Raw genomic sequence first — 24,260 nt, forward strand, 5'->3', positions numbered from 1 at the left:
AAGCATTACCCCGTGGTGGGGTTCCCGAGCGGCCAAAGGGAGCAGACTGTAAATCTGCCGTCATCGACTTCGAAGGTTCGAATCCTTCCCCCACCACCATCTCTCAGCACGACATCAAAATTTGAATTACCCCTGGTGGGGTTCCCGAGCGGCCAAAGGGAGCAGACTGTAAATCTGCCGTCATCGACTTCGAAGGTTCGAATCCTTCCCCCACCACCATCACTTTCAAATAACTCCAAACCTCCTTTTTGCACCAGGCATCATGTATTTCCGTAACGGGGAAGGATGAGAAGCTTCGACTAAGGTTCGATTCGAGCGTAGCGAGAAAGCGTTGCCGCAGGCAACGACCCGAAGGGCGAGGCGCAACGCGCCGAGTAATCCTTCCCCCACCACCATCACTTTCAAATAAATCCAAACCTCCTTTTTGCACCAGGCATCATGCATTTCCGTAACGGGGAAGGATGAGAAACTTCGACTAAGGTTCGATTCGAGCGTAGCGAGAAAGCGTTGCCGCAGGCAACGACCCGAAGGGCGAGGCGCAACGCGCCGAGTAATCCTTCCCCCACCACCATCACCATCACTTTCAAATAATCCAAAAAATCATTATAAAACTGAACCGAATCCGCCTTTGTAGGCCGGGTAAGGCGCAGCCGCCACCCGGCGACAGAAGACAGAAGCCAGAAGCCAGAAGCCAGAAGCCTACATCGGCGGCAAACGACGCTTCACCGGCGAACTCTTCACAATCGACGTATTGCACTGGGCATGCTCCGCCAGGCCGTCCAGCAGCACATCCAGCTGCTCTATCGATCGCACCACCAGCCTAATCACAAAGCAATCTTCCCCGGTGACTTTGTCGCTCTCTATACACTCCGGCATCGCCTGAATGTATTTATCCACCTTATGCAACAACCCCGGCAAAGGCCGCACGCGCACCAGCGCCTGCAGCGTATACCCCAGCGCCGCCAGATTCACCCGTGCGCCATACCCCTGAATCACACCGCGCTCTTCCAGCCTCTTCAGGCGTTCTGCCGTGCTGGGGGAAGTCAGACCGATGCGTCCGCTGAGCACCTTCAAAGACATGCGCGCATCCTCGACCAGACAGGCTAAAATTTGACGGTCGATATCATCGAGAAGGTATTCCATCGTTTTCACCTAATTTTAAAAAGTCATCACTGCATTTCACCTTATCTCATCCCTGTAAAACCCGACAGCGATTTTCGACAATAGCGACATACAATCAGGAGGTGGATGATGCGTGATTTCCATAAAGGCGTCTGGCAAATGAGCCTGGCGATGTTAATTTCCGGCTCTATCGGTGCGTTTGTTTTACTCAGCGGTCTGCCGGTGACGGAAGTGGTGTTCTGGCGCTGTCTTATCGGGGCAATGGCGCTTTTTATTTTTATCCGGGTAAGTCAAAAGCCCTTCAGTCCCCTCACCCGCACCACGCTGCTGCTGGCCATTCTCGGTGGCGTAGCGCTCGTGGTGAACTGGCTGCTGCTCTTCGCGGCCTATGAACGGATCTCGATTGGTCTTTCGACCGTGGTTTATAACACCCAGCCGTTTATGCTGGTCTTAATGGGGATGTTTTTAGGTGAGCGCGTTAGCCTGGTGAAATGGGGCTGGCTGTTCCTCGCCTTTGGCGGCGTGATGATCTTGCTCTCCAGCGAGCTGACCGGCGCGCACGGCAGTGAATGGCTCGCCGGAATCGGCCTGGCGATGGCCGCAGCTTTTTTCTATGCGGTCACGGCCATTATCGCTCGCAAGCTCAGATCCGTTGCGCCGCAGCATATTGCCTTTATCCAGGTGCTGACGGGCGTCGTGATGCTTTTGCCCTTTGCCAGCATGCCGTCATTTTCCGGTGATTTTCCCTGGCCGATCCTGCTGACGCTGGGCATCGTCCATACAGGCATTATGTACCAGCTGCTCTACAGCGCGATCCAGAAGCTGCCTACGCCCATTACCGGCTCCCTGTCGTTTATCTATCCGGTGGTGGCGATCGTTGTCGATAATCTGGTGTTCGGACACTCGCTGAACCTGACCCAGCTGGCGGGCGGCGCGCTTATCCTGTTTGCTGCCGCGGGCAATAACCTGGGCTGGGGCGAAAAAAAACCCCGCGAGTGCGGGGTGAGTGTCAAAACGGCGAATTAGCGACGGGCACGCACAATCTGGTATTTGCGCGTCAGGTACTCCACCGGCGCGCTCCAGATATGCACCAGACGTGAGAACGGGAACAGCACAAACAGCGTCATCCCCAGCACCAGGTGAATGCGGAAGATAAACGCTACGCCGTCCAGGTGCGCGGAGGCTCCGCCGTGGAAGGTCACCACGGACTGCGCCCAGCCGACCAGCTTCATCATTTCGCTGCCGTCCATATGCTGCGCCGAGAACGGAATGGTCAGCAGGCCCAGCGCGCACTGCACCATCAGCAGGGAGAGGATCAGGATGTCCGCTGCGGTCGTGGTCGCACGCACGCGCGGGCTGAACAGACGACGTTTCAGCAGCAGAAGGCCACCCACCAGAGTCATCACGCCGCAGGCACCGCCGGCGATCATCGCCATCTTCTGCTTCACCTCGATCGGCAGCCACGCTTCATACATCCAGTGCGGCGTCAGCATCCCGAGGAAGTGACCGGCAAAAATCCCCAGAATACCGATGTGGAACAGGTTAGAGCCCACATGCATCCCTTTACGATCCAGCATCTGGCTGGAGGCCGCACGCCAGGTGTACTGGCCGTAGTCGTAACGCAGCCAGCTTCCCACCAGGAACACGGTGCCCGCGATATACGGGTAAATGTCAAAGAAGAACATATTCAGGAAGTGCATTAGTGCCGTCCTCCGTTAGAGATATTCAAATATTGCGGGGCAACCGCGCCGGCAAAGCGACGCTGGTGAGCGGAGATTTCAGACTCGCCGCAGTTCTGGTCAGCAAAGAATTTCACCTGCTCTTCTTCCCAGACCGCATCCAGCGCCTGTGGGGTATCGTCGCGGGCTTCATCCGCGATTTTCTCCGCCACTTTTTCACTGTCGACCGCGGCGTTGGCCAGCTTCACCAGCAGATCGAACAGCACAGTATAGCGGCTCTCGCGCTGCTGAAGACGCGCGCCGAGCAGCGCCAGGATCGGCGCGATGTCCTGCAGACCGCCCAGCGCCTCTTCTTTCGGCAGCTGCGCCAGGTACTCCAGATACAGCGGCAGATGATCCGGCAGTTCGCGGCTGTCGAGCTGCAGGCCGTGCTGTTCATACTGGGCCATCAGGTCGACCATCGCCTGCCCGCGGTCACGGGACTCACCGTGAACGTGTTCAAACAGCAGCAGCGAGGTCGCACGCCCCCGGTCAAACAGCTGGCTGTAGTCCGACTGGGCATCCAGAAGGTCGCGCGCCAGCAGATCGCGGAGGAAAACACCCAGCGTCTGGGCATCGTCTTTATCCAGGTTTTCAGATGACGCGAGTGCATCAAAGAGTTCCTGCTGATGCTGCGCAAGCGCAGCATCCGGGTACTCGAGCAGACGCGAAACAATGACGAGTTCAATCATTGGTGCGGCTCCGTTTTGCTGGTCACATCCATGGCATCGATGCGGCGGCTGTTGAACAGGTTGAATTTGCTGTCTGACCCGTGGCAACCGTCGCCAAAGGTAAAGCCACAGCCATTTTTTTCCGGGAAGGCTTCACGGGCCAGCTCGCGGTGGCTGCTCGGCACCACGAAACGGTCTTCGTAGTTGGCAATCGCCAGATAGCGGTACATCTCCTGCGCCTGCGCTTCGGTCAGACCAACCTCTTCCAGCGCGCGGGTATCGATCACGCCGTCTACGGTTTCCGCGCGTTTGAAGTGACGCATCGCCAGCATACGCTTCAGCGCGAGCAGTACCGGCTGGGTATCCCCTGCGGTCAACAGGTTCGCCAGGTACTGAACCGGAATACGCAGGCTTTCCACGTCCGGCAGGATGCCGTTGCTGCCCAGTTCGCCCGCGTCAGCCGCGGACTGAATCGGCGACAGCGGCGGCACGTACCAGACCATCGGCAGGGTGCGGTATTCCGGGTGCAGCGGCAGCGCAAGCTTCCAGTCCATCGCCATTTTGTACACCGGTGACTGCTGCGCCGCGTCAATCACGCTCTGCGGCACGCCGTCTTTCAGCGCCTGCTCAATCACCTTCGGATCGTTCGGATCGAGGAACACGTCCAGCTGACGCTGATACAGATCTTTCTCGTGCTCGGTGCTGGCGGCATTTTCAATCGCGTCCGCGTCATACAGCAGCACGCCGAGGTAGCGAATACGGCCTACGCAGCTTTCTGAGCAGACGGTCGGCATTCCGGCTTCGATACGCGGATAGCAGAAGATGCACTTCTCAGATTTACCGCTCTTCCAGTTGAAGTAGATTTTTTTGTACGGGCAGCCGGTGATGCACATACGCCAGCCGCGGCACTTGTCCTGGTCGATCAGCACGATGCCATCTTCTTCACGCTTGTAGATGGCGCCGCTTGGGCAGGTCGCCACGCACGCCGGGTTGAGGCAGTGCTCGCACAGGCGCGGCAGATACATCATGAAGGTATTTTCGAACTGGCCGTACATCGCCTTCTGCATGTTCTCGAAGTTCTGGTCTTTGGCGCGCTTCTCGAACTCGCCGCCCAGAATCTCCTCCCAGTTTGGACCGCTGGTAATCTTGTCCATGCGCTGACCGGTGATCAGCGAGCGCGGACGGGCAATCGGCTGGTGCTTGCTTTCCGGCGCGTTGTGCAGGTTCTGATAGTCGTAGTCAAACGGCTCGTAGTAATCGTCGATGCCCGGCAGGTGCGGGTTAGCGAAGATTTTACCCAGCAGCATCGCGCGGTTACCCATGCGCGGCTGCAGCTTGCCGTTGATTTTACGGATCCAGCCGCCCTTCCACTTCTCCTGGTTTTCCCAGTCGGTCGGGAAGCCGGTGCCCGGCTTGCTTTCCACGTTGTTGAACCAGGCGTACTCCATACCTTCACGGCTGGTCCAGACGTTTTTACAGGTGACCGAGCAGGTATGACAGCCGATGCATTTATCCAGATTCAGCACCATGCCGACTTGTGAACGAATTTTCATTTTACGCTCTCCTGTACCTGGTCATTACCTTCGCCGTCTAACCAGTTAATATTCTTCATCTTACGTACCACCACGAACTCATCGCGGTTCGATCCTACGGTGCCGTAGTAGTTAAAGCCGTAGGCCAACTGCGCATAGCCACCGATCATGTGGGTCGGCTTCGGCGTAATACGGGTCACGGAGTTGTGGATCCCGCCGCGCTGCTCGGTAATTTCTGACCCCGGCAGGTTAACGATACGTTCCTGCGCGTGGTACATCATGGTCATCCCGGCCGGTACGCGCTGGCTCACCACCGCACGCGCCGTCAGGGCACCGTTGCTGTTGAACACTTCGATCCAGTCGTTATCTTCGATACCCAGATCTTTGGCGTCCGTTTCGCTCATCCAGACAATCGGACCGCCGCGAGACAGGGTCAGCATCAGCAGGTTGTCGCTGTAGGTGGAGTGAATGCCCCACTTCTGGTGCGGCGTCAGGAAGTTCAGCGCCTTCTCAGGGTTACCGTTCGATTTCGCGCCCATCACCGCTTTCACGGAGCGGGTGTCGATTGGCGGACGGTAGACCAGCAGGCTTTCACCGAAGTCGCGCATCCACTGGTGATCCTGATACAGCGACTGACGACCGGACAGGGTGCGCCATGGGATCAGCTCGTGAACGTTGGTGTAGCCCGCGTTATAGGACACGTGCTCATCCTCCAGGCCAGACCAGGTCGGGCTGGAGATAATCTTGCGCGGCTGCGCCTGAATATCGCGGAAGCGGATTTTCTCTTCCTCTTTATTCGTCGCCAGATGCGTGTGGTCACGGCCGGTAAACTCGCTCAGCGCCGCCCAGGCTTTGACGGCAACGTGGCCGTTGGTTTCCGGGGCCAGGGTCAGGATCATCTCTGCCGCATCAATCGCCGTGTTCAGCATTGGCTGGCCTTTCGCCGGACCGTCCGCTTTGGTGTAGTTGAGCTTGCGCAGCAGATCCATTTCGCTCTGGGTATTCCAGGCGATCCCCTTCCCGCCGTTACCGATTTTCTCCATCAGCGGGCCGATAGAGGTAAAGCGCTCGTAGGTTGCCGGATAGTCGCGCTCAACCGGAATAATGTGCGGCGCGGTTACGCCCGGGATCAGGTCGCATTCACCTTTTTTCCAGTCCTTCACGTCCAGCGGCTGCGCCAGTTCGGCGGCGGAGTCGTGCTGGATTGGCAGCGTCACCACGTCGGTCTCTTTGCCGAGGTGCCCAACGCAGACTTCGGAGAATTTCTTCGCGATGTCCTTGTAGATATCCCAGTCGCTTTTCGATTCCCACGCCGGGTCAACGGCAGCAGACAGCGGATGAATAAACGGATGCATATCCGAGGTATTCATGTCGTCTTTTTCGTACCAGGTCGCGGTTGGCAGCACGATATCGGAGTACAGGCAGGTGCTGGACAGACGGAAGTCGAGCGTCACCACCAGATCCAGCTTGCCGTCGAGGCCGTTATCTTTCCACTCCACCTCTTCCGGCTTCACGCCGCCCTGCTTGCCGAGATCTTTCCCCTGGATACCGTTTTCGGTACCGAGCAGGTATTTCAGCATGTACTCGTGGCCTTTACCGGACGAGCCCAGCAGGTTGGAGCGCCAGATGAACAGGTTACGCGGATGGTTTTTACCGTTCTCCGGCTGTTCTGCCGCGAAGCGGATTGAGCCATCCTTCAGGGATTTCACGGTGTAATCCACTGGTGACATGCCCGCCTGCTTCGCCGCTTCCGCAATGCGCAGCGGGTTAGTGCCCAGCTGCGGGGCAGACGGCAGCCAGCCCATGCGCTCTGCGCGCACGTTGAAGTCAATCAGGTGGCCGCTGTAGCGGGATTTATCCGCCATCGGCGACAGCAGCTCCTGCGCGGTGACCGTTTCGTAGCGCCACTGGCTGGAGTGGTTATAGAAGTAGGAGGTGCTATTCATATGGCGTGCCGGACGCTGCCAGTCGAGGGCAAACGCCAGCGGCTGCCAGCCGGTCTGCGGACGCAGTTTTTCCTGGCCCACGTAGTGCGCCCAGCCGCCGCCGCTCTGACCGACGCAGCCGCAGAAGATCAGCATGTTGATCAGACCGCGATAGTTCATATCGAGGTGATACCAGTGGTTCAGACCCGCGCCGACGATGATCATCGAACGGCCGTGCGTTTTGTCCGCGTTTTCTGCAAACTCACGTGCGATACGGGTAATGTGCGCGCGAGGCACGCCGGTAATCTGTTCCGCCCAGGCCGGGGTGTAGGCCTTCACGTCGTCATAGCCGGTTGCGCAGTTTTCATCGCCCAGACCGCGCTCCAGACCGTAGTTCGCCATGGTCAGGTCATAAACGGTGGTGACCAGCGCGGTAGAGCCGTCGGCCAGCTGCAGGCGCTTAACCGGCAGTTTGTGCATCAGAACGTTTTTCAGTTCAACCTTGTTGAAGTGCTCTGAACCTTCACCGCCGAAGTACGGGAACCCGACCTCGGCGATCTCGTCCTGGCTACCCAGCATGCTCAGGCGCAGCTCCGTCTCTTCGCCGGTGGTGCCGTTGCGTTGCTCAAGGTTCCACTTGCCCTTCTCGCCCCAGCGGAAGCCGATAGAGCCGTTTGGCGCCACCAGCTCGCCGTTGCTGTTATACGCAACGGTTTTCCACTCAGGGTTGTTTTCCTGGCCCAGCGAATCCACCAGATCGGCTGCGCGCAGCGTGCGGCCCGCGGCATAGTAGCCCTCACGCTCTTCCAGCATGACCAGCATCGGCATGTCGGTGTAGCGGCGAACGTAGTCGGTGAAGTACTGGCTTGGCTTATCAAGATGGAATTCACGCAGCATGACGTGGCCCATCGCCATCGCCATCGCCGCGTCGGTACCCTGTTTCGGCGCCAGCCACAGATCGCAAAGCTTGGCGATTTCCGCGTAGTCAGGGGTGACCGCCACGGTTTTGGTGCCTTTGTAACGGACTTCGGTAAAGAAGTGCGCGTCCGGCGTACGGGTCTGAGGAACGTTAGAGCCCCAGGCGATGATGTAGCTGGAGTTGTACCAGTCCGCGGACTCCGGCACGTCGGTCTGCTCGCCCCAGGTCTGCGGAGACGCAGGCGGCAGGTCGCAGTACCAGTCGTAGAAGCTCAGGCAGGTACCGCCGATCAGCGACAGATAGCGCGCGCCGGAGGCGTAAGAGACCATCGACATCGCCGGAATTGGCGAGAAGCCCGCCACGCGGTCAGGACCGTAGGTTTTGACGGTGTAGACGTTGGAGGCGGCAATCAGCTCGTTTACCTCTTTCCATGAGGAGCGAACGAAACCACCGCGACCGCGAGCCTGCTTGAAGCTTTTTGCTTTGTCAGCGTCTTCGATGATGGACGCCCAGGCATCCACCGGATCGCTGTGCTGTACTTTCGCCTCACGCCACATTTTCATCAGGCGCTTGCGCATCAGCGGGTATTTCAGACGGTTGGCGCTGTAGAGATACCAGGAGTAGCTGGCACCGCGCGGGCAGCCGCGCGGTTCGTGGTTTGGCATATCCGGGCGGGTGCGCGGATAGTCGGTCTGCTGCATTTCCCAGGTCACCAGACCGTTTTTAACGAAAATCTTCCAGCTGCATGAACCGGTACAGTTCACGCCGTGGGTCGAACGGACGACTTTGTCATGCTGCCAGCGCTGGCGGTAACCGTCTTCCCAGTCCCGGTTGGTATCCAGAACCTGGCCGTGCCCATCGGCAAAAGTTTCACCCTTCTGTTTGAAGTAGCGAAACCGGTCCAAAAATTTGCTCATCGGGTATCTCCTGTGTGGAGCCTGTGGCTCTCTAAATCGACATTGCTGATTTGCAGCGAAGGTAACGCCCTGAAAGAGGGGGAGAATTGATAACGATCAAGACGAGGAGGGACTTTCAGGCGAGGGATTACACCAAATACCACCAAAGCGGTATCTTCAAAAAATTCATATCATCATGAAATATAGAGTTATTTTTATTTTATCGTACAAAAAGCCAGTCAAAATTTAACATCTCAGGTATTAAGGGGTAGAGCCACCTGCAAAGCGATGGCGATCGCAGTGTCACCGCAGGCGTCTGCCGTAAAAGCCGTAAGTATGTTGTAACTATTATTCAGGCTAAAAAAAACGCGGCCCGAAGGCCGCGTAAACGGATAATCACACTTACTTATTTTTCTTGGTATTTCGGCCATATACCAGCCACGTAATCACAACGCAGGCGATATAGAAGACGAGAAAGACTTTCATGGCACCGGCCGGAGAGCCGGTCAGGTCCAGAGAGATACCGAACGCTTTCGGGATAAAGAAGCCGCCAATCGCGCCGATGGCAGAGATAAAGCCCAGCGCCGCAGCCGTATCCGTCGCCGCTTCGCGCATGGCCTGCTCTTCGCTCCCGCCCTGCGCCTTCACCCGATCCATCGTCAGCTTACGGAAGATCACGGAGATCATCTGGAAGGTAGACGCGCTCCCCAGCCCGGCCGTCAGGAACAGCACCATAAACACGCCGAAGAAGGCGATGAAGTTACCGCCCTGCCCGTCGACGGGTAGAGTGAGGAACAGCAGCGCGCAGAAGACTGCCATCACGACGAAGTTCACCAGCGTCACGCGGGTACCGCCGAGACGGTCAGAGACCATGCCGCCCAGCGAACGCGCCAGGGCACCGATAAACGGTCCGAAGAAGGCAAAGTGCAGGATCTGAATCTCCGGGAACTGCGTTTTCGACAGCATCGCGAAGCCCGCAGAGAAGCCGATAAACGAACCGAAGGTGGCCAGATACAGCAGCGCCATCACCCAGAGGTGTCCACGCTTCAGCACCGGCAGCTGTTCGCTCAGCGACGCCTTCGACGCGGACAGGTCATTCATAAAGAACCAGGCTGCGAGGGTGAAGACCACCAGGAAAGGCACCCAGATCCACGCGGCGTTCTGCAGATAGAGGGAAGAACCATCCGCCTGCTCAACGCCACCGCCGCCAAAGGCCGCGAAAATAGAAACAGAGATCGCCAGCGGGGCAATCAGCTGCATCACGCTGACGCCCATATTCCCCAGGCCGCCGTTAATGCCCAGCGCACCGCCCTGCTTCGCTTTCGGGAAGAAGAAGCTGATGTTCGCCATGCTGGAGGCGAAGTTCGCACCCGCAAAACCGCACAGCAGGGAAATAATCACGAACACGCTGAACGGCGTAGAGGTATCCTGCACCGCGAAGCCGAGCCAGACGCAGGGGACGATCATGATGCCCGTACTGAACGCCGTCCAGCGACGACCGCCAAACACCGGCACCATAAACGCGTAAGGCACACGCAGCAGCGCGCCTGACAGCGACGGCAGCGCGGTCAGCATAAACAGCTGATCGGTCGTAAACGTAAACCCGACTTTGGGCAGGTTGACCGCCACCGCGCTAAACAACATCCATACGCAAAACGCTAATAACAAACACGGCACGGAAATCCACAGATTCCGGCTGGCTACACGATGGCCGCGCTGTTGCCAGAACGCCGGATCCTCTGGACGCCAGTCTGTAATAACGGCACCATTTTCCCTTTCGGGAGCGGATGAGTGACTCATAGACACCTCTGATTCTCGAATGATGCTGCAAACATTAGGGTTTTAGGGCGGCGGTAAGTTGATATAAATCAAAGGAAAAGTGGGAGGATTTGCGGCGTAAAATAAGGCCTCACCCTTAGTGAGTAGGCTAATTCGGTAAAAAAGACGTGGTTTTTCACGGCACTGACGGTTCCAGACTACCCCCACCTCCTTCCCCCTACTCCGTTGGCAATTTAGGGGTAATCCTTTATTGGTATGGGTATACTCCAGGGTATGCACCAGAATAGCGCCATTCCTGCAAGCAGGCCACGTCAGGAGCACGCCACCTCTATGTTAAAAAGATGTTTATCTCCGCTGACGCTCGTGAATCAGCTCGCTCTGATTGTTTTGCTGTCCACCGCCATCGGCGTGACCGGCATGGCGATCTCCGGCTGGCTGGTACAGGGAGTACAGGGTAATGCGCATGCCATCAACGAGGCAGGCTCGCTACGCATGCAGAGTTATCGCCTGCTGGCGTCGGTTCCCCTGACGCTGGACGATCGGCCTCTGATTGATGAAATGGAGCGCACGGTCTTCAGCCCCGAACTGGAAAACGCCGCCATCCGCGCCGGTCAGCAATATCAGCTTAAAGCCCTTCAGGGCTACTGGCACACCCAGCTGGAGCCCGGGCTGAAACAGGCGCGCAGCACCGAAACCGTTGCGCAGGACGTGGCGGGGTTCGTCTCACGCATTGATGCGCTGGTCTCCTCTTTCGACCAAACCACCGAATTACGCATCGACCGGGTGGTGATGGTGCACCGCGCCATGGCGCTGTTTATGGGGCTGCTGCTGATCTTCACCATCGTCTGGCTCCGCGCGCGGCTGCTAAACCCGTGGAAACAGCTGCTGGCAATGGCCCGCGCGGTGACCGCACGCGATTTTACCCAGCGCACGCACATCAGCGGGCGCAACGAGATGGCCATGCTCGGCCAGGCGCTCAACACCATGTCGGCAGAGCTCTCCGAGAGCTACGCGGTGCTGGAACAGCGCGTTCAGGAAAAAACGGCCGGACTGGAGCAGAAAAACGAGATCCTCTCCTTCCTGTGGCAGGCCAACCGCCGTCTGCACATGCAGGTGCCGCTATGCGAACGCCTCTCTCCGGTGCTGAACGGCCTGCAAAATCTGACCCTGCTTCACGACCTTGAGCTGCGCGTCTACGATGTGGAAGACGAAGATAACCATCAGGAATTTACCTGTCAGTCGGATATGTCCTGCGATGATAAAGGCTGCCATCTTTGCCCTCGCGGCCTGCCGCCGCTGACGTCCGTCGGCACCACCCTGAAGTGGCGCCTGACCGACAGCCACACCCAGTACGGTATTCTGCTGGCAACGCTGCCAGCCGGGCGTCACCTGAGCCACGACCAGCAGCAGCTGGTTGATACGCTGGTCGAACAGCTCACGGCCACGCTGGCGCTCGACAGGCATCAGGAAAAGCAGCAGCAGCTGATCGTCATGGAAGAGCGCGCGACCATCGCCCGCGAGCTTCACGACTCGATCGCCCAGTCGCTCTCCTGTATGAAAATGCAGGTGAGCTGCCTGCAGATGCAGGATGCGGAGATGCCCGAAAGCAACAAGCAGCTGCTCAGCCAGATCCGCAACGAGCTGAACACCTCCTGGATACAGCTTCGCGAGCTGCTGACTACCTTCCGTCTGCAGCTGACCGAGCCGGGCCTGCGTCCGGCGCTGGAGGCCAGCTGTCACGAATTTAGCGCCCGGCTGGGGTTCCCGGTGAAGCTGGACTACCAGCTGCCGCCGCGGTTTGTCCCCTCCCACCAGGCCATACATGTACTGCAAATCGCCCGTGAAGCACTGAGCAACGTGCTCAAGCATTCCGGCGCGACGGCGGTAACGGTCACCGTCAGCCAGCACAGCAATCAGGTGAAGCTCACGGTTCACGACAACGGCCGCGGCGTGCCGGAAAATGCCGAACGCACTAACCACTATGGTTTAATTATTATGCGAGACCGCGCCCAAAGCCTGCGCGGTGATTGCCAGGTTCGCCGGAGAGAGACGGGTGGCACGGAAGTCGTGGTCACCTTTATTCCCGAGAAACCGCTTACAACTGCTCAAGGAGAAACCCATGACTAATCAGGAACCGGCATCCATCCTGTTGATCGACGACCATCCGATGCTGCGTACTGGCGTGAAACAGCTGGTCAGCATGGCGCCCGATATCACCGTGGTTGGCGAAGCCAGCAACGGTGAACAGGGCATTGAGCTTGCCGAATCCCTCGATCCCGATCTGATCCTGCTGGATCTGAATATGCCCGGCATGAACGGTCTGGAAACCCTCGACAAGCTGCGGGAAAAATCGCTTTCCGGGCGCATCGTCGTCTTTAGCGTGTCGAACCATGAAGAGGATGTGGTCACGGCGCTGAAGCGCGGGGCGGATGGTTATCTGCTCAAGGATATGGAGCCGGAAGACTTGCTTAAGGCGCTGCAGCAGGCCGCGGCGGGCGAGATGGTTCTCAGCGAAGCCTTAACGCCGGTGCTGGCTGCCAGCCTGCGCGCCAATCGCGCCACCTCTGACCGCGACGTCAGCCAGTTAACCCCGCGCGAGCGCGATATTCTCAAACTCATTGCCCAGGGGCTGCCGAACAAAATGATCGCCCGCCGCCTGGACATCACCGAAAGCACGGTCAAAGTGCACGTGAAGCATATGCTGAAGAAAATGAAGCTAAAATCCCGCGTTGAAGCCGCGGTGTGGGTGCATCAGGAACGCATTTTTTAAGGATTACTCCTCCGGCAGAAGCTTCCAGCGCGGGTCGTTGTCGGGCAATGCGACCAGCGGCTGCACGACGGTCAGCACGATCTCATTGGACGAGACGCGCTGGCCTTTCTCATCTTCCACCACCGCCGACAGGTGCCAGCGGTTTGTCGCCCCTTCACTGTCATCCCAGGCAGGCATAATTACACTCCAGCCGTCGCTGCTGTTGCTTTTGGCCGGCGACGTCAGGCTCAGCGCCTGCGTATCCCCCTGCCAGTGGATCTCACGAATGCCGTGCGCGCTGCGAACCTGAAGCTTCAGCATAACGGTCTCGCCCCCTTTCAGATCCCACGGCGGCGTCGCCAGCCAGACGGACAGCGTTTTACGTTGGCGGAACTCCATCACCGGCAGGCTATTGCGCTCCGGCGAGTCGTAGCGGCTTCCGCGCAGGGAACGCGTGGCGGCGACTTCACCGGCGGAAAGCTGCTTCACCAGCGGCACGCCAAAGCGATAGTTGAGCTTCAGCCCGAGGTTATTCTGGCTCGCGCCACTTTCGCCCTGCTTGTGCGCGGCGGTCAGGGTGACCAGCGGAACGGGGGTATAGTTAAGCCCCAGATTCACCGCTACGGGATTGTGATAGCCCGTTCCGCTATTGAAGAGATCGACGTTATCGCCGAAGTATTGCTCGAAGCTCACGCTGGTATTCAGATGATGGAACCACGGCAGCCAGGCTTTAGCGGTGACGTCATAGCCGCGCGCCATGCGCTGCTCCTGGACGTCAGAGCGATCGCGCCAGCCAGCAAAGGGCTGATAATAGTTGGCTGACAGGCGCAGATTTTCCCCCCACGCTTCCGCGCCCAGCCCGGCACGCTGCAGGTTTTCATCCAGCAGGTTATCGTAAAACGTGTTGTAACCCAGCAGCCATTTCCCGGCGACCCAGCGCTGGCCTATTCCGGCGTTACTGACCAGACCATCCGCCTGCTGGGTCAGGCCAAGCTGGCTCCAGCTCAGGTAACGGTTGTTATCGTTCCAGGGGATAAACCAGCTCCCGCTGCTGCCGTTAAATTTGCCATCGTTATCCACCAGCAAGTTCACGCTGGCGTTCCCCCAGGGCGAAAGCCAGGACTCAATCTGCTGGTTCACTTCGCCGCTCACCGCGTCGCGCACCTGGCCAAACGCAAACTGACGCGCCTGCTCGCCCGTTGTCAGGCCGTTGTCGGTCATGCTGGCTTCACCGAAGGCTTTCGCCATTTCGGCCAGGTGTTTTTCCCCCTCGCCCGTTGGCGCCGCCATGCCGAGGTCGGGCAAACTATCCCCGTTATTATCAAAGGGATTTTGCGCCTGCTGGATAAAGGAATTCGGCGCACCGTGAACGGCTCCGACCGTAACAAGGGAGAGTAATAACAGCAAACGAATGCGGGACGATACAGCCATCAACGTCGTAAATAAGAACCTGTGTTTATGAATAAACTCCTATTATGTTAACGCGATAAGCCTTGAAATGCAGTTCTGGCGGACATTTCAGGATTATCCTGAAACAGCCCTTTCAGCTCCGGCACGCAGGAGCCACAGTTCGTACCGCAGCGCAGCGTCGCCCCCAGCGCGGTGACGGAATCACACCCGCCGACGATCGCCTCCCGTATCGCATTCTCCCCGACGCTGAAACAGCTGCAGATGATGCGTCCCGGATCCGCCGCCTCCCCGACGCTCTGTCCGTTCAACAAGGCGTGGCGTTCTGCGAGAAGCACGGGTGGGGATTGAAAAGCGGCTTCAATCACCGCATGCGCCAGCGCCGGTAACGCGGTGCCCTCCCAGAAGCCCAGCATCAGCTGGCCTTCATGCCAGGCCAGCACGCTGCTGCGTTCACCGGTTTGCGCAACCTGCAGCTGCCAGCCACGAGCGCTGGCGTATTCCATTACCCACGGCAGCAGCAGTTGATCGCCCGCCACCGTCAGGCGTGAGGCTTTGCGCCACCAGTAAGCCGAAGAGGGCATTTCCGGCCATTCCCGGGCATAGAGTTCCCCCTGCCAGGCGGGCTGCCAGGGCAGGATCCTGACGGCGGTTTGTTTACTCTCTGGCTGGCCCGAAACCGGATCGCAGCGCCCTTCCACCAGCGCATTCACCTTTCCCTGGCGGGCAAACCCGGCGTTCCAGTGCATCGGGGCAAACGCCTCGCCTTCCCGTATCCCGTCGCTGATTCGCACTCTTGCCACCATCACGCCGCGCGGCGAGCTGATGCGCGCCAGCTGGCCGTCGCACAGGGAAAAACGAACGGCGTCTGCCGGGCCAACCTCAACAAACGGTTCGGCGATATGCTGCATCAGCCTCGCCACGTATCCCGTTCGAGTCATGGTATGCCACTGATCGCGGATGCGCCCCGAGTTGAGAATCAGCGGGTATAAGGCGCTGACCGTCGCGCCGTGCGACAGAGGGATAACGGGAACGATGTTTCGGCGCGGAAAACTCCCCGTCGGCCACTGATAAGGCTCAAGCTGATCCCACTCCTCACGGGTTAGCGCAGCCAGTTCATGAAGATTCAATGCCCGCGCGCCGTCATTTTCAAAGGCCGTCAGCGCCGCATGTTCGCAAAAAATCTCGTGCGGATGTTGCCAGGCAAAGGCCTCGCCGTAGCCCAGCCGTTTCGCCATCTGCGCGACGATCCACCAGTCCGGCTTCGCTTCGCCCGGCGCGGGCAGAAACGCGCGCTGGCGCGAAATGCGGCGTTCCGAGTTTGTCACCGTCCCGTCCTTCTCCCCCCAGCCCAGCGCCGGAAAACGGATATGGGCGAACCGGCTGGTATCGGTATCCTTCATCACCTCAGAGATCATCACCAGCGGGCAGTTCGCCAGCGCCTGACACACCGCGTGGCTGTCCGGAAGCGACACGGCGGGGTTAGTGCCCATGATCCACACCGCCTTCACCTCGCCGCGGGCAATGGCGTCAAACAGCTCCACCGCCATCAGGCCCGGGGTTTGCGCCAGCCGTTCCGTTCCCCAGAAACGCGCCACCCGCGAGAGATCGTCCGGCTCAAAGTTCATGTGCGCCGCCAGCTGGTTAGCCAGCCCGCCCACTTCCCTTCCCCCCATCGCGTTTGGCTGTCCGGTCAGCGAAAACGGGCCGCAGCCCGGACGGTTGAACTTCCCGCTGGCAAGATGAACGTTAATGATGGCGTTACACTTGTCGCTGCCGCTGGTGGACTGGTTGATCCCCATGGTGTAGAGCGTGATGGCCCGGGGCGCCGTCATAAACCAGTCATAAAAGGTGCCTATATCCTGCGGCGAGAGGCCGCAAAACGCCGCCACGCGCTCAACGGGCCACTCATCCGTTCCGTGAATCACATTAAGCAGACCGACAAACAGCCCGGCGTCGCTGCCGGGGGCGAGCGCCAGATGCAGATCGGCAATATCACAGGTGGCGGTTCTGCGGGGATCGATAACCACCACCTTGATCCGCGGGTTGTCGTGCTTCGCCTGCACCAGCCGCTGATAGAGCACCGGATGCGTCCAGGCCGCGTTCGAGCCAGCCAGCACCACCAGATCGCTGTTTTCCATATCCTCGTAGCCGCACGGCACCACGTCTTCGCCAAAGGCGCGCTTGTAGCCCACCACCGCCGAGGACATACAGAGCCGGGAGTTGGTATCGATGTTTGCCGCGCCGATAAACCCTTTCATCAGCTTGTTGGCGGCATAGTAATCCTCGGTCAACAGCTGGCCGGAGGCGTAAAACGCCACCGCCTGCGGCCCCCATTTATCGATAATCTCCCGCAGGCGCTCTCCTGCCGCGCTCAGCGCCTGCGCCCAGTCCACCTCAAGGCCATCAACGACCGGGCGCAAAAGCCGCCCCTGTAAGCCCGTCGTTTCCCCCAGGGCCGTTCCTTTCACACACAGGCGGCCCAGGTTCGCAGGATGGGTTTCATCTCCCCGAACGCTGACCGCTTCACCTCGCACGCGGACGATCACGCCGCAGCCCACCCCGCAGTAGGGGCACGTTGTCCGGGTTTCCGTCATGAGGCCTCCGCACGCATTACCAGGGCGTCGCTGCCAACCCACACCTTGCCGTTTTCAATCTTCACTGGCCACGCGCGCACCGCGGGTTCGCCGTTCTCTACCTGACAGCCGTCGCGCAGGCGAATGCGCTGCTTGTAGAGCGGTGAAATCACCACCGGCTCGCCCGCCGCATCGCCAAGAATGCCGCGTGAAAGCACGTTCGCATCGCCGCCCGGCTCCCGATCGTCGAGGGCGTAAACGGTTTTACCAAAGCGGAAGAGCGCAATCGGCTTACGTCCAAGCCGCGCGCCGATGCCCGCCTGCTCGGGGATATCGTCGATGCCGCAAATTTCCTGCCAGCGCTTGCTTTCATCCGGCGCGGTCTCGTTCACCGTCGTGCGGAACAGCGCCAGGCGGCTGGGATCGCTGAGCGTGGTTTGCCATTCGCACTGGTAGGTTTCCACCACCCGGGCCATCTCCTGCTCCAGCTCGTGGGCGATGCCGAGGCTGTCGTTGAGGATCACCTCCCGCAGATAGTCGAGGCCGCCTTCCAGGTTGTCCATCCAGGTGCTGGTACGCTGCAGGCGATCCGCCGTGCGGATGTAAAACATCAGGAAACGGTCGATGGTGCGAATTAACGTTTCGTCGTCCAGATCGCTGGCGAAGAGATCCGCGTGGCGTGGCTTCATCCCGCCGTTGCCGCACAGATAGAGGTTCCAGCCCTTATCGGTGGCAATCACCCCTACGTCTTTGCTCTGCGCCTCCGCGCACTCGCGGGTGCAGCCTGAGACCGCCATTTTGATTTTGTGCGGCGCGCGCAGGCCCTTGTAGCGGTGCTCCAGCCGGACCGCGAGGCCGGTGGAGTCCTGCACGCCGTAGCGGCACCAGGTCGAGCCGACGCAGGATTTCACCGTGCGCAGGGATTTACCGTAGGCGTGTCCGGTTTCAAACCCGGCCTCCACCAGCGCCTGCCAGATCGCCGGCAGCTGTTCCAGAGTGGCGCCGAAAAGATCGATACGCTGTCCGCCGGTAATTTTGCTGTACAGGCTGTAGCGTTTCGCAATCTGCCCGATGGCAATCAGCCCGTCGGCAGTCACTTCCCCTGCGGGCATGCGCGGCACGATGGAGTATGTGCCGTCCTTCTGGATGTTGGCGAAGTAGCGGTCGTTGGTATCCTGCAGCGGCAGGTGCGCCGGTTTCAGCAGATACTCGTTCCAGCAGGAGGCGAGCACCGATCCCACCAGCGGCTTGCAGATCTCGCATCCGTGCCCCTGTCCGTAGCGGCTGATAAGCTGGTCAAAGGTGCGGATATGGTTGACGCGCACGAGGTGGTAAATCTCCTGGCGCGAGTACGGGAAGTGCTCGCAGATGTCCTTTTTCACCTCCACGCCCTGCTCCGCCAGCTGGAACTCCATCACCTGCTTCACCAGTGCACTACATCCGCCGCAGCCGGTCGCCGCTTTGGTGCACTGCTTAACGGCGCCGATATCCGCCGCGCCCGCGCTCACCGCCCGGCAAATATCGCCTTTACTGACGTTATGACACGAACAGATCTGCGCGCTTTCCGGCAGCGCCGCCACGCCGAGCGCTTTTGGCGCGCTGCCTGACGACGCGGGTAAAATGAGCGTTTCCGGCTCTTTCGGCAGGCTGATGCCGTTAAGCATCATCTGCACCAGCGTGGCGTATTCGCTGGCATCGCCCACCAGCACGCCGCCGAGCAGCGTTTTGCCGTCGTGGCTGACCACGATTTTCTTGTAGATTTGCTGTGGGCCGTGCGTCCACTGGTAGCTCAGCGCCCCCGGGGTGCGCCCGTGGGCGTCGCCGAACGAGGCCACGTCCACGCCGAGCAGCTTGAGCTTAGTGCTCATATCCGCGCCGGTGAAGGTTTTATCCTCCCCCGCCAGCGCGGCGGCGGCCACCCGCGCCATCTGATAGCCGGGCGCGACCAGACCGAAGATTTTCCCCTCCCACAGGGCGCATTCGCCGATGGCCAGCACGTCCGGATCGGAGGTCTGGCAGCCGTCGTCAATGCAGATCCCGCCGCGTTCGCCGATAGCCAGCCCGCTGCTGCGCGCCAGCGCGTCCTGCGGACGGATGCCCGCCGAAAAGACCACCATGTCCGTTTCCAGCTGTTCGCCATCGGCAAAGCGCAGCACCAGCCCGCCGTCCGCGGTGGCGATCTCCGTCGTGGCTTTACTGGTGTGAACGCCGACGCCCAGCGCCTCGATTTTCTTGCGCAGCATCGCCGCGCCGTCGTTGTCGAGCTGGACCGCCATCAGGTTGGGCGCAAACTCCACCACGTGGGTTTCCAGCCCGAGCTGCTTCAGGGCATTCGCCGCCTCCAGTCCGAGCAGGCCGCCGCCAATCACCACGCCGCGGCGCGAGCCAGCCGCATGTGCAGCAATGTTGTCCAGGTCGTCAAGGGTGCGGTAGACAAAACAGCCCGGCAAATCGTTGCCCGGCACGGGCGGAACGAACGGGTATGAGCCGGTCGCCAGCACCAGCTTGTCCCAGTGGGTCTCATGCCCGCTGGCGGTACGCACCACGCGCGCGTCGCGGTCGATGCCGACGATCTGCTGCGACAGGCGCAGCTCAATGCCGCTGTCGGCAAAGAAATCCCCCTCCACCAGCGAGAGCGACGCCGCGCTGCGGCCGCCAAAATATTCCGACAAATGCACGCGGTCGTAGGCGGCATAGCGCTCCTCGCCAAAGACGACGATCTGATACTGCTGATGCAGATTGCGCTTAACGCAGTCTTCGAGGAAATGATGGCCGACCATACCGTGCCCAACCACCACCAGAGTAGGTTTTGTCATAGCATTCTGTCCTGCAACCTGCGGTTGCGTAGTGAAACGATCGAACAGCCAGTCCGCGTGGGCGGGCGCAGCCGTTGCCAGTAAATCGGTAAACGTTGCCGCGCTGCGGCAGTCGCCCATCAGCAGCGCGCCAGCCAGCGCCCCCTGATGGATCAATAAACGACGATAGTGACGGGTCAGCGGATCCCATGCGCTCCAGACCACGTCGCCCTCCTGCTCCGCCGCACGGCCGAGGCTGAACAGCTCCACGCCCGTCACCTTGAGGCGCATCCCGCTGTCGGTCAGGGTAAACGGCGCGGTAGCGTCCCCGGCCAGCCGCGCGGCCAGGATTTCCGCCTGCGCCAGGCAGGGGGCGACCAGGCCAAACGTCTGCCCGTCAATTTCACAGCACTCGCCGATGGCGTAGACGTTCGGTTCGGAGGTTTGCATCTGGTGATCCACCACGATGCCGCGCGCGCAGCGAATGCCGCTGGCCTGCGCCAGCGCGACGCTGGGCTGCACGCCGGTCGCCAGCACCACGCGAGCGACGACGACGCGGCGCCCGTTGAGCAGCGTCACGCTATTCCCGCTCACCGCTGCGATGCCCGAGGCGAGCTCACAGCGCACGCCCCGCGCCGCCAGCGCCTCTTCCAGCAGCATTCCCGCCTGCCGATCCAGCTGCTGCTCCATCAGCCACGGGCCGCGATGAACCAGCGTGACGTTGTCACCTGAGCGCGCCAGCGCTGCCGCCGTCTCAACCCCGAGCACGCCGCCGCCCAGCACCACCGCCGGACCGGCGATCGTCCGAATGGCCCGGGTATCCTCCAGGGTGCGGAACGTGAACACATGCGGCGCATCGCAGCCGGGGATTGGCGGAATAAAGGGCGTTGATCCGGTGGCAAACACCAGCGCATCCCAGCCCAGCGTGCGGGCGGTGGTTTGCACTTCCCGCGCGTCCACATTCACGGCGATCGCCTTTTCGCCCCGCAGCACCGTCACGCCGCGCGACTGGTACCAGTCGTCATCCTGCAAACAGATGTCTGCAGCCTGCTTTTCACCGCCCAGGACCGGCGAAAGCTGGATGCGGTTATAGGCATGCTCCGGCTCGTCACCGATGACGGTGATAGCGAAACGACCGTCAGCACGCCCGGTGAGCGAGGCAATCAGCCGCGTGGCCGCCATGCCATTTCCGATAATGACCAGTCGCATCAAAGCCCCCTCGTTACGCCGCTTTCGGCTGCTTTTCATAGAGGAAATGGAGGATCTGCTGGCGCATGTGGTGATAGCGGCTGTCGTCGGCCAGCTGCACCCGGTTGCGCGGGCGCGGCAGGTCCACGTGCAGGATCTCCCCGACGGTGGCCGCCGGGCCGTTGGTCATCATCAGCACGCGATCGGAGAGCAGCACCGCCTCGTCCACGTCGTGGGTAATGAGCACGATGGTGGTGTTCAGCGCCTGCTGGATCTGCATCACCGAGTCCTGCAGATGCGCGCGCGTCAGCGCATCGAGCGCGCCGAAGGGTTCATCCATCAGCAGGACTTTCGGCTTCATCGCCAGCGCGCGGGCAATACCGACGCGCTGCTTCATGCCGCCGGATATCTCCCCCGGTCGCTTGTGCAGGGCGTGCCCCATCTGCACGCGGTCGAGGTTGTGCTCGATCCACTCCCTGCGCTCCGCCTTGCTCATGCTGTGGCGAAACACGTGATCGACCGCCAGGGCCACGTTGTCGAAGCAGGTGAGCCACGGCAGCAGCGAATGGTTCTGGAAGACCACCGCACGTTCCGGACCCGGCCCGGCGATTTCACGGTTGTCGCAGATCAGCCCGCCTTCCGTCGGCAGGGTAATACCGGCGATGAGGTTCAGCAGCGTCGATTTGCCGCAGCCGGAGTGCCCGATCAGGCTGACGGTTTCGCCCTCGTGGATATCAAAAGAGACGTTTTGCAGCGCCACAAACTCGCCGCTGGCGGTGGAAAAACGCTGGCTCACGGCCTGGACCTGAATTAATGGTTTCATGTTCGCTCCTTATTTTTCCTGCCAGCTAAAGCGACGGGCGATCAGCATCAGCCCCTGCTCCAGCAGCAGCCCGACCACGCCAATGATGACGATGGCGATGAGAATGTTTTCGACGTTGAGGTTGTTCCACTCGTTCCAGATCCAGAAGCCGATCCCTAAACCTCCGGTGAGCATCTCGGCGGCGACGATCACCAGCCAGGCGATGCCGATGGAGAGACGCACCCCGGTCAGCACCGCGGGCAGCACCGCCGGGAAGAGAATGCGGCGCATGATGGTCCACTCGGAAAGCTGCAGCACCCGGGCCACGTTGAGGTAGTCCTGCGGAATGCGGCGTACGCCTTCGGCGGTGTTGATCACCATCGGCCAGATGGAGCAGATGAAAATGGTCCAGCTCGACGCGGGCTCCGCTTTCTGGAACAGCAGCAGGCCGATGGGCAGCCAGGCCAGCGGGCTAACCGGGCGTAACAGCGCGATCAGCGGGCCGAACATGCGAGAGAAAAAGGTGAAGCGACCAATCAGGAAGCCGAGCGGGATCCCGGCGAGCGCGGCCAGGCCAAAGCCCACCGCCACGCGCTGTAATGAGGCGAGCACGTTCCAGCCGATGCCCATATCGTTAGGCCCGTCACGATAAAACGGATCGGCAAACAGGGTGATGGCGGAATCGAGCGTGCTGAGCGGCGTCGGGAAACCTTTGCTGTTAATCGCCGCCAGCTGCCAGAGCACCACCAGCAGTCCCAGACCGAGAAACGCCGGGATGATGCGCTGAAGGATCGCGTTAATCCGACGCGCAAACGTCGGCGTACGGCGGCGAACCTGCACCGGAGGCAGGACAATCACCTCCCCACTCTCCGGCGTCTCGTGTGAATTCGTCTTTTGCAGATGCTGCATAATCAGGCCCCTTTACGGTGAATGGCGAAACGGCTGGCGTATCCTTCCGGATCGGTACCGTTCCAGACGGTGCCGTCCATCAATGTGCTGCTGCGTAATGGTGAAGTCGGTGTGCTGATGCCCCCCACCGCCGTGGCGGCATCCTGCCAGACCGCGTTCTGGTTAATGCGCTGCGCGATGCCCGCGTAGTCCGGCGCGGATTTGAGCAAGCCCCAGCGGCGGAACTGGGTTAAGAACCACATGCCGTCGGAGAGATACGGGTAGCTGACGGCCCCCTCGTTGAAGAAGCGGATCGGGTGCGCGTCCTGCCAGCGCTGGCCCAGGCCGTTGTCGTACTCGCCGAGCATGCGTCCGGTGAGATACTGTTCTTTGCAGTTGAGCCACGCCCGGCGGGAGAGGATCTGCGCGGTCTCGCGTTTGTTTTCCGGGGAGGCTTCGATCCAGCGCGCCGCCTCCAGTACCGCGCTCACCAGCGCCCGCGCGGTGTGCGGGTTTTTCTCCACCCAGTCGCGGCGCGTACCGAGGATTTTTTCCGGATGATCGGCCCAGATAGACTGCGACGTGGCGGCGGTAAAACCGATGCGGTCGTTGATGGCCCGGGCGTTCCACGGCTCGCCGACGCAAAAGCCAACCATGTTGCCAATGCGCATGTTCATCACCATCTGCGGCGGCGGCACCACCACCGTGCGCACGTCGTCAAAGGGGTTAATGCCCGCGCTGGCCAGCCAGTAATAGAGCCACATGGCGTGCGTCCCGGTCGGGAAGGTGTGCGCGAAGGTGTAGGTGCCGGGCGCCTGCTGCCCAATGAGCTTTTTCAGCCCGTCAAGGTCTCGTACGCCCTTCTCCGCCAGATCGCTGGAAAGCGTAATCGCCTGGCCGTTCTGATTGAGCGTCATCAGGTTCGCCATCTGCTGCGGCTTACCGGCGATGCCCAGCTCCAGGCCGTACAGCAGGCCGTAGAGAATGTGCGCGGCATCGAGTTCGCCCGCCACCAGCTTGTCGCGCACCGCCGCCCAGCTCGCCTCTTTGGTGGGCACGATGGTAATACCGTATTTTTTATCAAAGCCTTTCAGCGCCGCGATAACCACCGGGGCGCAGTCGGTCAGCGGGATAAACCCGATGCGCACCGTTTCCTGCTCCGGTTTATCCGAGCCTGCCGCCCATGCGGCCTGCATGATACCCGGTAACAGCATTGCGCCACTCGCCAGCACGCTGGCCTGCAAAAAACGCCGTCTCGACAAATCCGCCATGACCACTCCTGAAAAAAAACCA

Annotated in this window: 15 protein-coding genes, 2 tRNA genes and 2 other RNA genes; 7 read left to right on the forward strand and 12 right to left on the reverse strand. The window is 60.3% G+C overall.

The features are described 5' to 3' along the window. The first annotated feature begins 14 nt into the window (after positions 1–14). The 4 genes from UR289_RS06265 to UR289_RS06280 all read left to right on the forward strand — a co-directional run bounded on the left by UR289_RS06265 (position 15) and on the right by UR289_RS06280 (position 571). Positions 15–99 (forward strand) — tRNA-Tyr (locus UR289_RS06265). A gap of 35 nt (positions 100–134) precedes the next feature. Continuing rightward, positions 135–219: transfer RNA gene (locus UR289_RS06270), tRNA-Tyr, on the forward strand. A gap of 45 nt (positions 220–264) precedes the next feature. Continuing rightward, positions 265–395: non-coding RNA, RtT sRNA (locus UR289_RS06275), on the forward strand. A 45-nt stretch (positions 396–440) separates the two neighbouring features. After that, a non-coding RNA gene (locus UR289_RS06280) (RtT sRNA) lies at positions 441–571 on the forward strand. A gap of 128 nt (positions 572–699) precedes the next feature. On the opposite strand, the gene UR289_RS06285 is transcribed toward UR289_RS06280, so the two are convergent. Further along, positions 700–1,143 (reverse strand): Lrp/AsnC family transcriptional regulator, encoded by a 444-nt coding sequence (locus UR289_RS06285; protein ID WP_029740417.1) that lies wholly within the window; start codon positions 1,141–1,143, stop codon positions 700–702. Positions 1,144–1,251: 108 nt separating this feature from the next. On the opposite strand from UR289_RS06285, the gene UR289_RS06290 reads away from it, so the two are divergent. Continuing rightward, positions 1,252–2,148 (forward strand): DMT family transporter, encoded by an 897-nt coding sequence (locus UR289_RS06290; RefSeq protein WP_320709666.1) that lies wholly within the window; start codon positions 1,252–1,254, stop codon positions 2,146–2,148. On the opposite strand, the gene narI is transcribed toward UR289_RS06290, so the two are convergent. The 5 genes from narI to UR289_RS06315 form a co-directional block, all read right to left on the reverse strand. Next, entirely contained in the window at positions 2,145–2,822 is a 678-nt protein-coding gene (gene narI, locus UR289_RS06295; RefSeq protein WP_087822739.1) for a respiratory nitrate reductase subunit gamma, read from the reverse strand. The two genes, UR289_RS06290 and narI, sit on opposite strands and share 4 nt — an antisense overlap. Then, on the reverse strand, positions 2,822–3,532 hold the full coding sequence (gene narJ, locus UR289_RS06300; RefSeq protein WP_320709460.1) for a nitrate reductase molybdenum cofactor assembly chaperone: 711 nt from the start codon (positions 3,530–3,532) through the stop codon (positions 2,822–2,824). The genes narI and narJ overlap by 1 nt, the downstream gene beginning before the upstream one ends. Next, complete coding sequence (gene narH, locus UR289_RS06305; protein WP_039263580.1) at positions 3,529–5,064, reverse strand: nitrate reductase subunit beta; 1,536 nt, start codon at positions 5,062–5,064, stop codon at positions 3,529–3,531. Before narH ends, narJ begins: the two co-directional genes overlap by 4 nt. Beyond that, complete coding sequence (locus tag UR289_RS06310; protein WP_039263581.1) at positions 5,061–8,804, reverse strand: nitrate reductase subunit alpha; 3,744 nt, start codon at positions 8,802–8,804, stop codon at positions 5,061–5,063. Before UR289_RS06310 ends, narH begins: the two co-directional genes overlap by 4 nt. 381 nt (positions 8,805–9,185) lie before the next feature. After that, a complete protein-coding gene (locus tag UR289_RS06315) occupies positions 9,186–10,583 on the reverse strand; it encodes a NarK family nitrate/nitrite MFS transporter (protein WP_033145765.1) in 1,398 nt (465 codons plus the stop codon). Positions 10,584–10,892: 309 nt separating this feature from the next. Between UR289_RS06315 and narX the strand changes: the two genes are divergently transcribed. Together narX and narL are read left to right on the forward strand one after the other, a co-directional pair. After that, a complete protein-coding gene (narX, locus tag UR289_RS06320) occupies positions 10,893–12,689 on the forward strand; it encodes a nitrate/nitrite two-component system sensor histidine kinase NarX (protein ID WP_320709463.1) in 1,797 nt (598 codons plus the stop codon). Further along, entirely contained in the window at positions 12,682–13,332 is a 651-nt protein-coding gene (gene narL, locus UR289_RS06325; RefSeq protein WP_008499531.1) for a two-component system response regulator NarL, read from the forward strand. The genes narX and narL overlap by 8 nt, the downstream gene beginning before the upstream one ends. A gap of 3 nt (positions 13,333–13,335) precedes the next feature. Here the strand turns inward: narL and UR289_RS06330 are convergent, their stop codons facing one another. From UR289_RS06330 to UR289_RS06355, 6 genes are read right to left on the reverse strand one after another with little or no spacing between them, the layout of a single operon-like run. Beyond that, entirely contained in the window at positions 13,336–14,742 is a 1,407-nt protein-coding gene (locus UR289_RS06330) for a YchO/YchP family invasin (protein ID WP_033145767.1), read from the reverse strand. Positions 14,743–14,789: 47 nt separating this feature from the next. After that, positions 14,790–17,315: a nitrate reductase gene (locus UR289_RS06335; RefSeq protein WP_320709465.1), complete on the reverse strand. Its 2,526-nt coding sequence runs from the start codon at positions 17,313–17,315 to the stop codon at positions 14,790–14,792. Beyond that, a complete protein-coding gene (nirB, locus tag UR289_RS06340; RefSeq protein ID WP_320709466.1) occupies positions 17,312–21,298 on the reverse strand; it encodes a nitrite reductase large subunit NirB in 3,987 nt (1,328 codons plus the stop codon). Before nirB ends, UR289_RS06335 begins: the two co-directional genes overlap by 4 nt. A 13-nt stretch (positions 21,299–21,311) precedes the next feature. Beyond that, positions 21,312–22,100 (reverse strand): ABC transporter ATP-binding protein, encoded by a 789-nt coding sequence (locus UR289_RS06345; RefSeq protein ID WP_236903434.1) that lies wholly within the window; start codon positions 22,098–22,100, stop codon positions 21,312–21,314. Between the two features lie 9 nt (positions 22,101–22,109). Further along, the gene (gene ntrB / locus UR289_RS06350; RefSeq protein ID WP_033145770.1) at positions 22,110–22,988 is read right to left on the reverse strand and encodes a nitrate ABC transporter permease; all 879 of its coding nucleotides are present in this window, start codon (positions 22,986–22,988) and stop codon (positions 22,110–22,112) included. A gap of 2 nt (positions 22,989–22,990) precedes the next feature. Next, positions 22,991–24,238, reverse strand: coding sequence for a CmpA/NrtA family ABC transporter substrate-binding protein (locus UR289_RS06355; RefSeq protein ID WP_224979064.1), 1,248 nt, complete (start codon positions 24,236–24,238; stop codon positions 22,991–22,993). Between the last annotated feature and the right edge of the window lie 22 nt (positions 24,239–24,260).

The organism is Enterobacter sp. 302C9 (assembly GCF_034106085.1).
Lineage (GTDB): Bacteria > Pseudomonadota > Gammaproteobacteria > Enterobacterales > Enterobacteriaceae > Enterobacter > Enterobacter asburiae_B.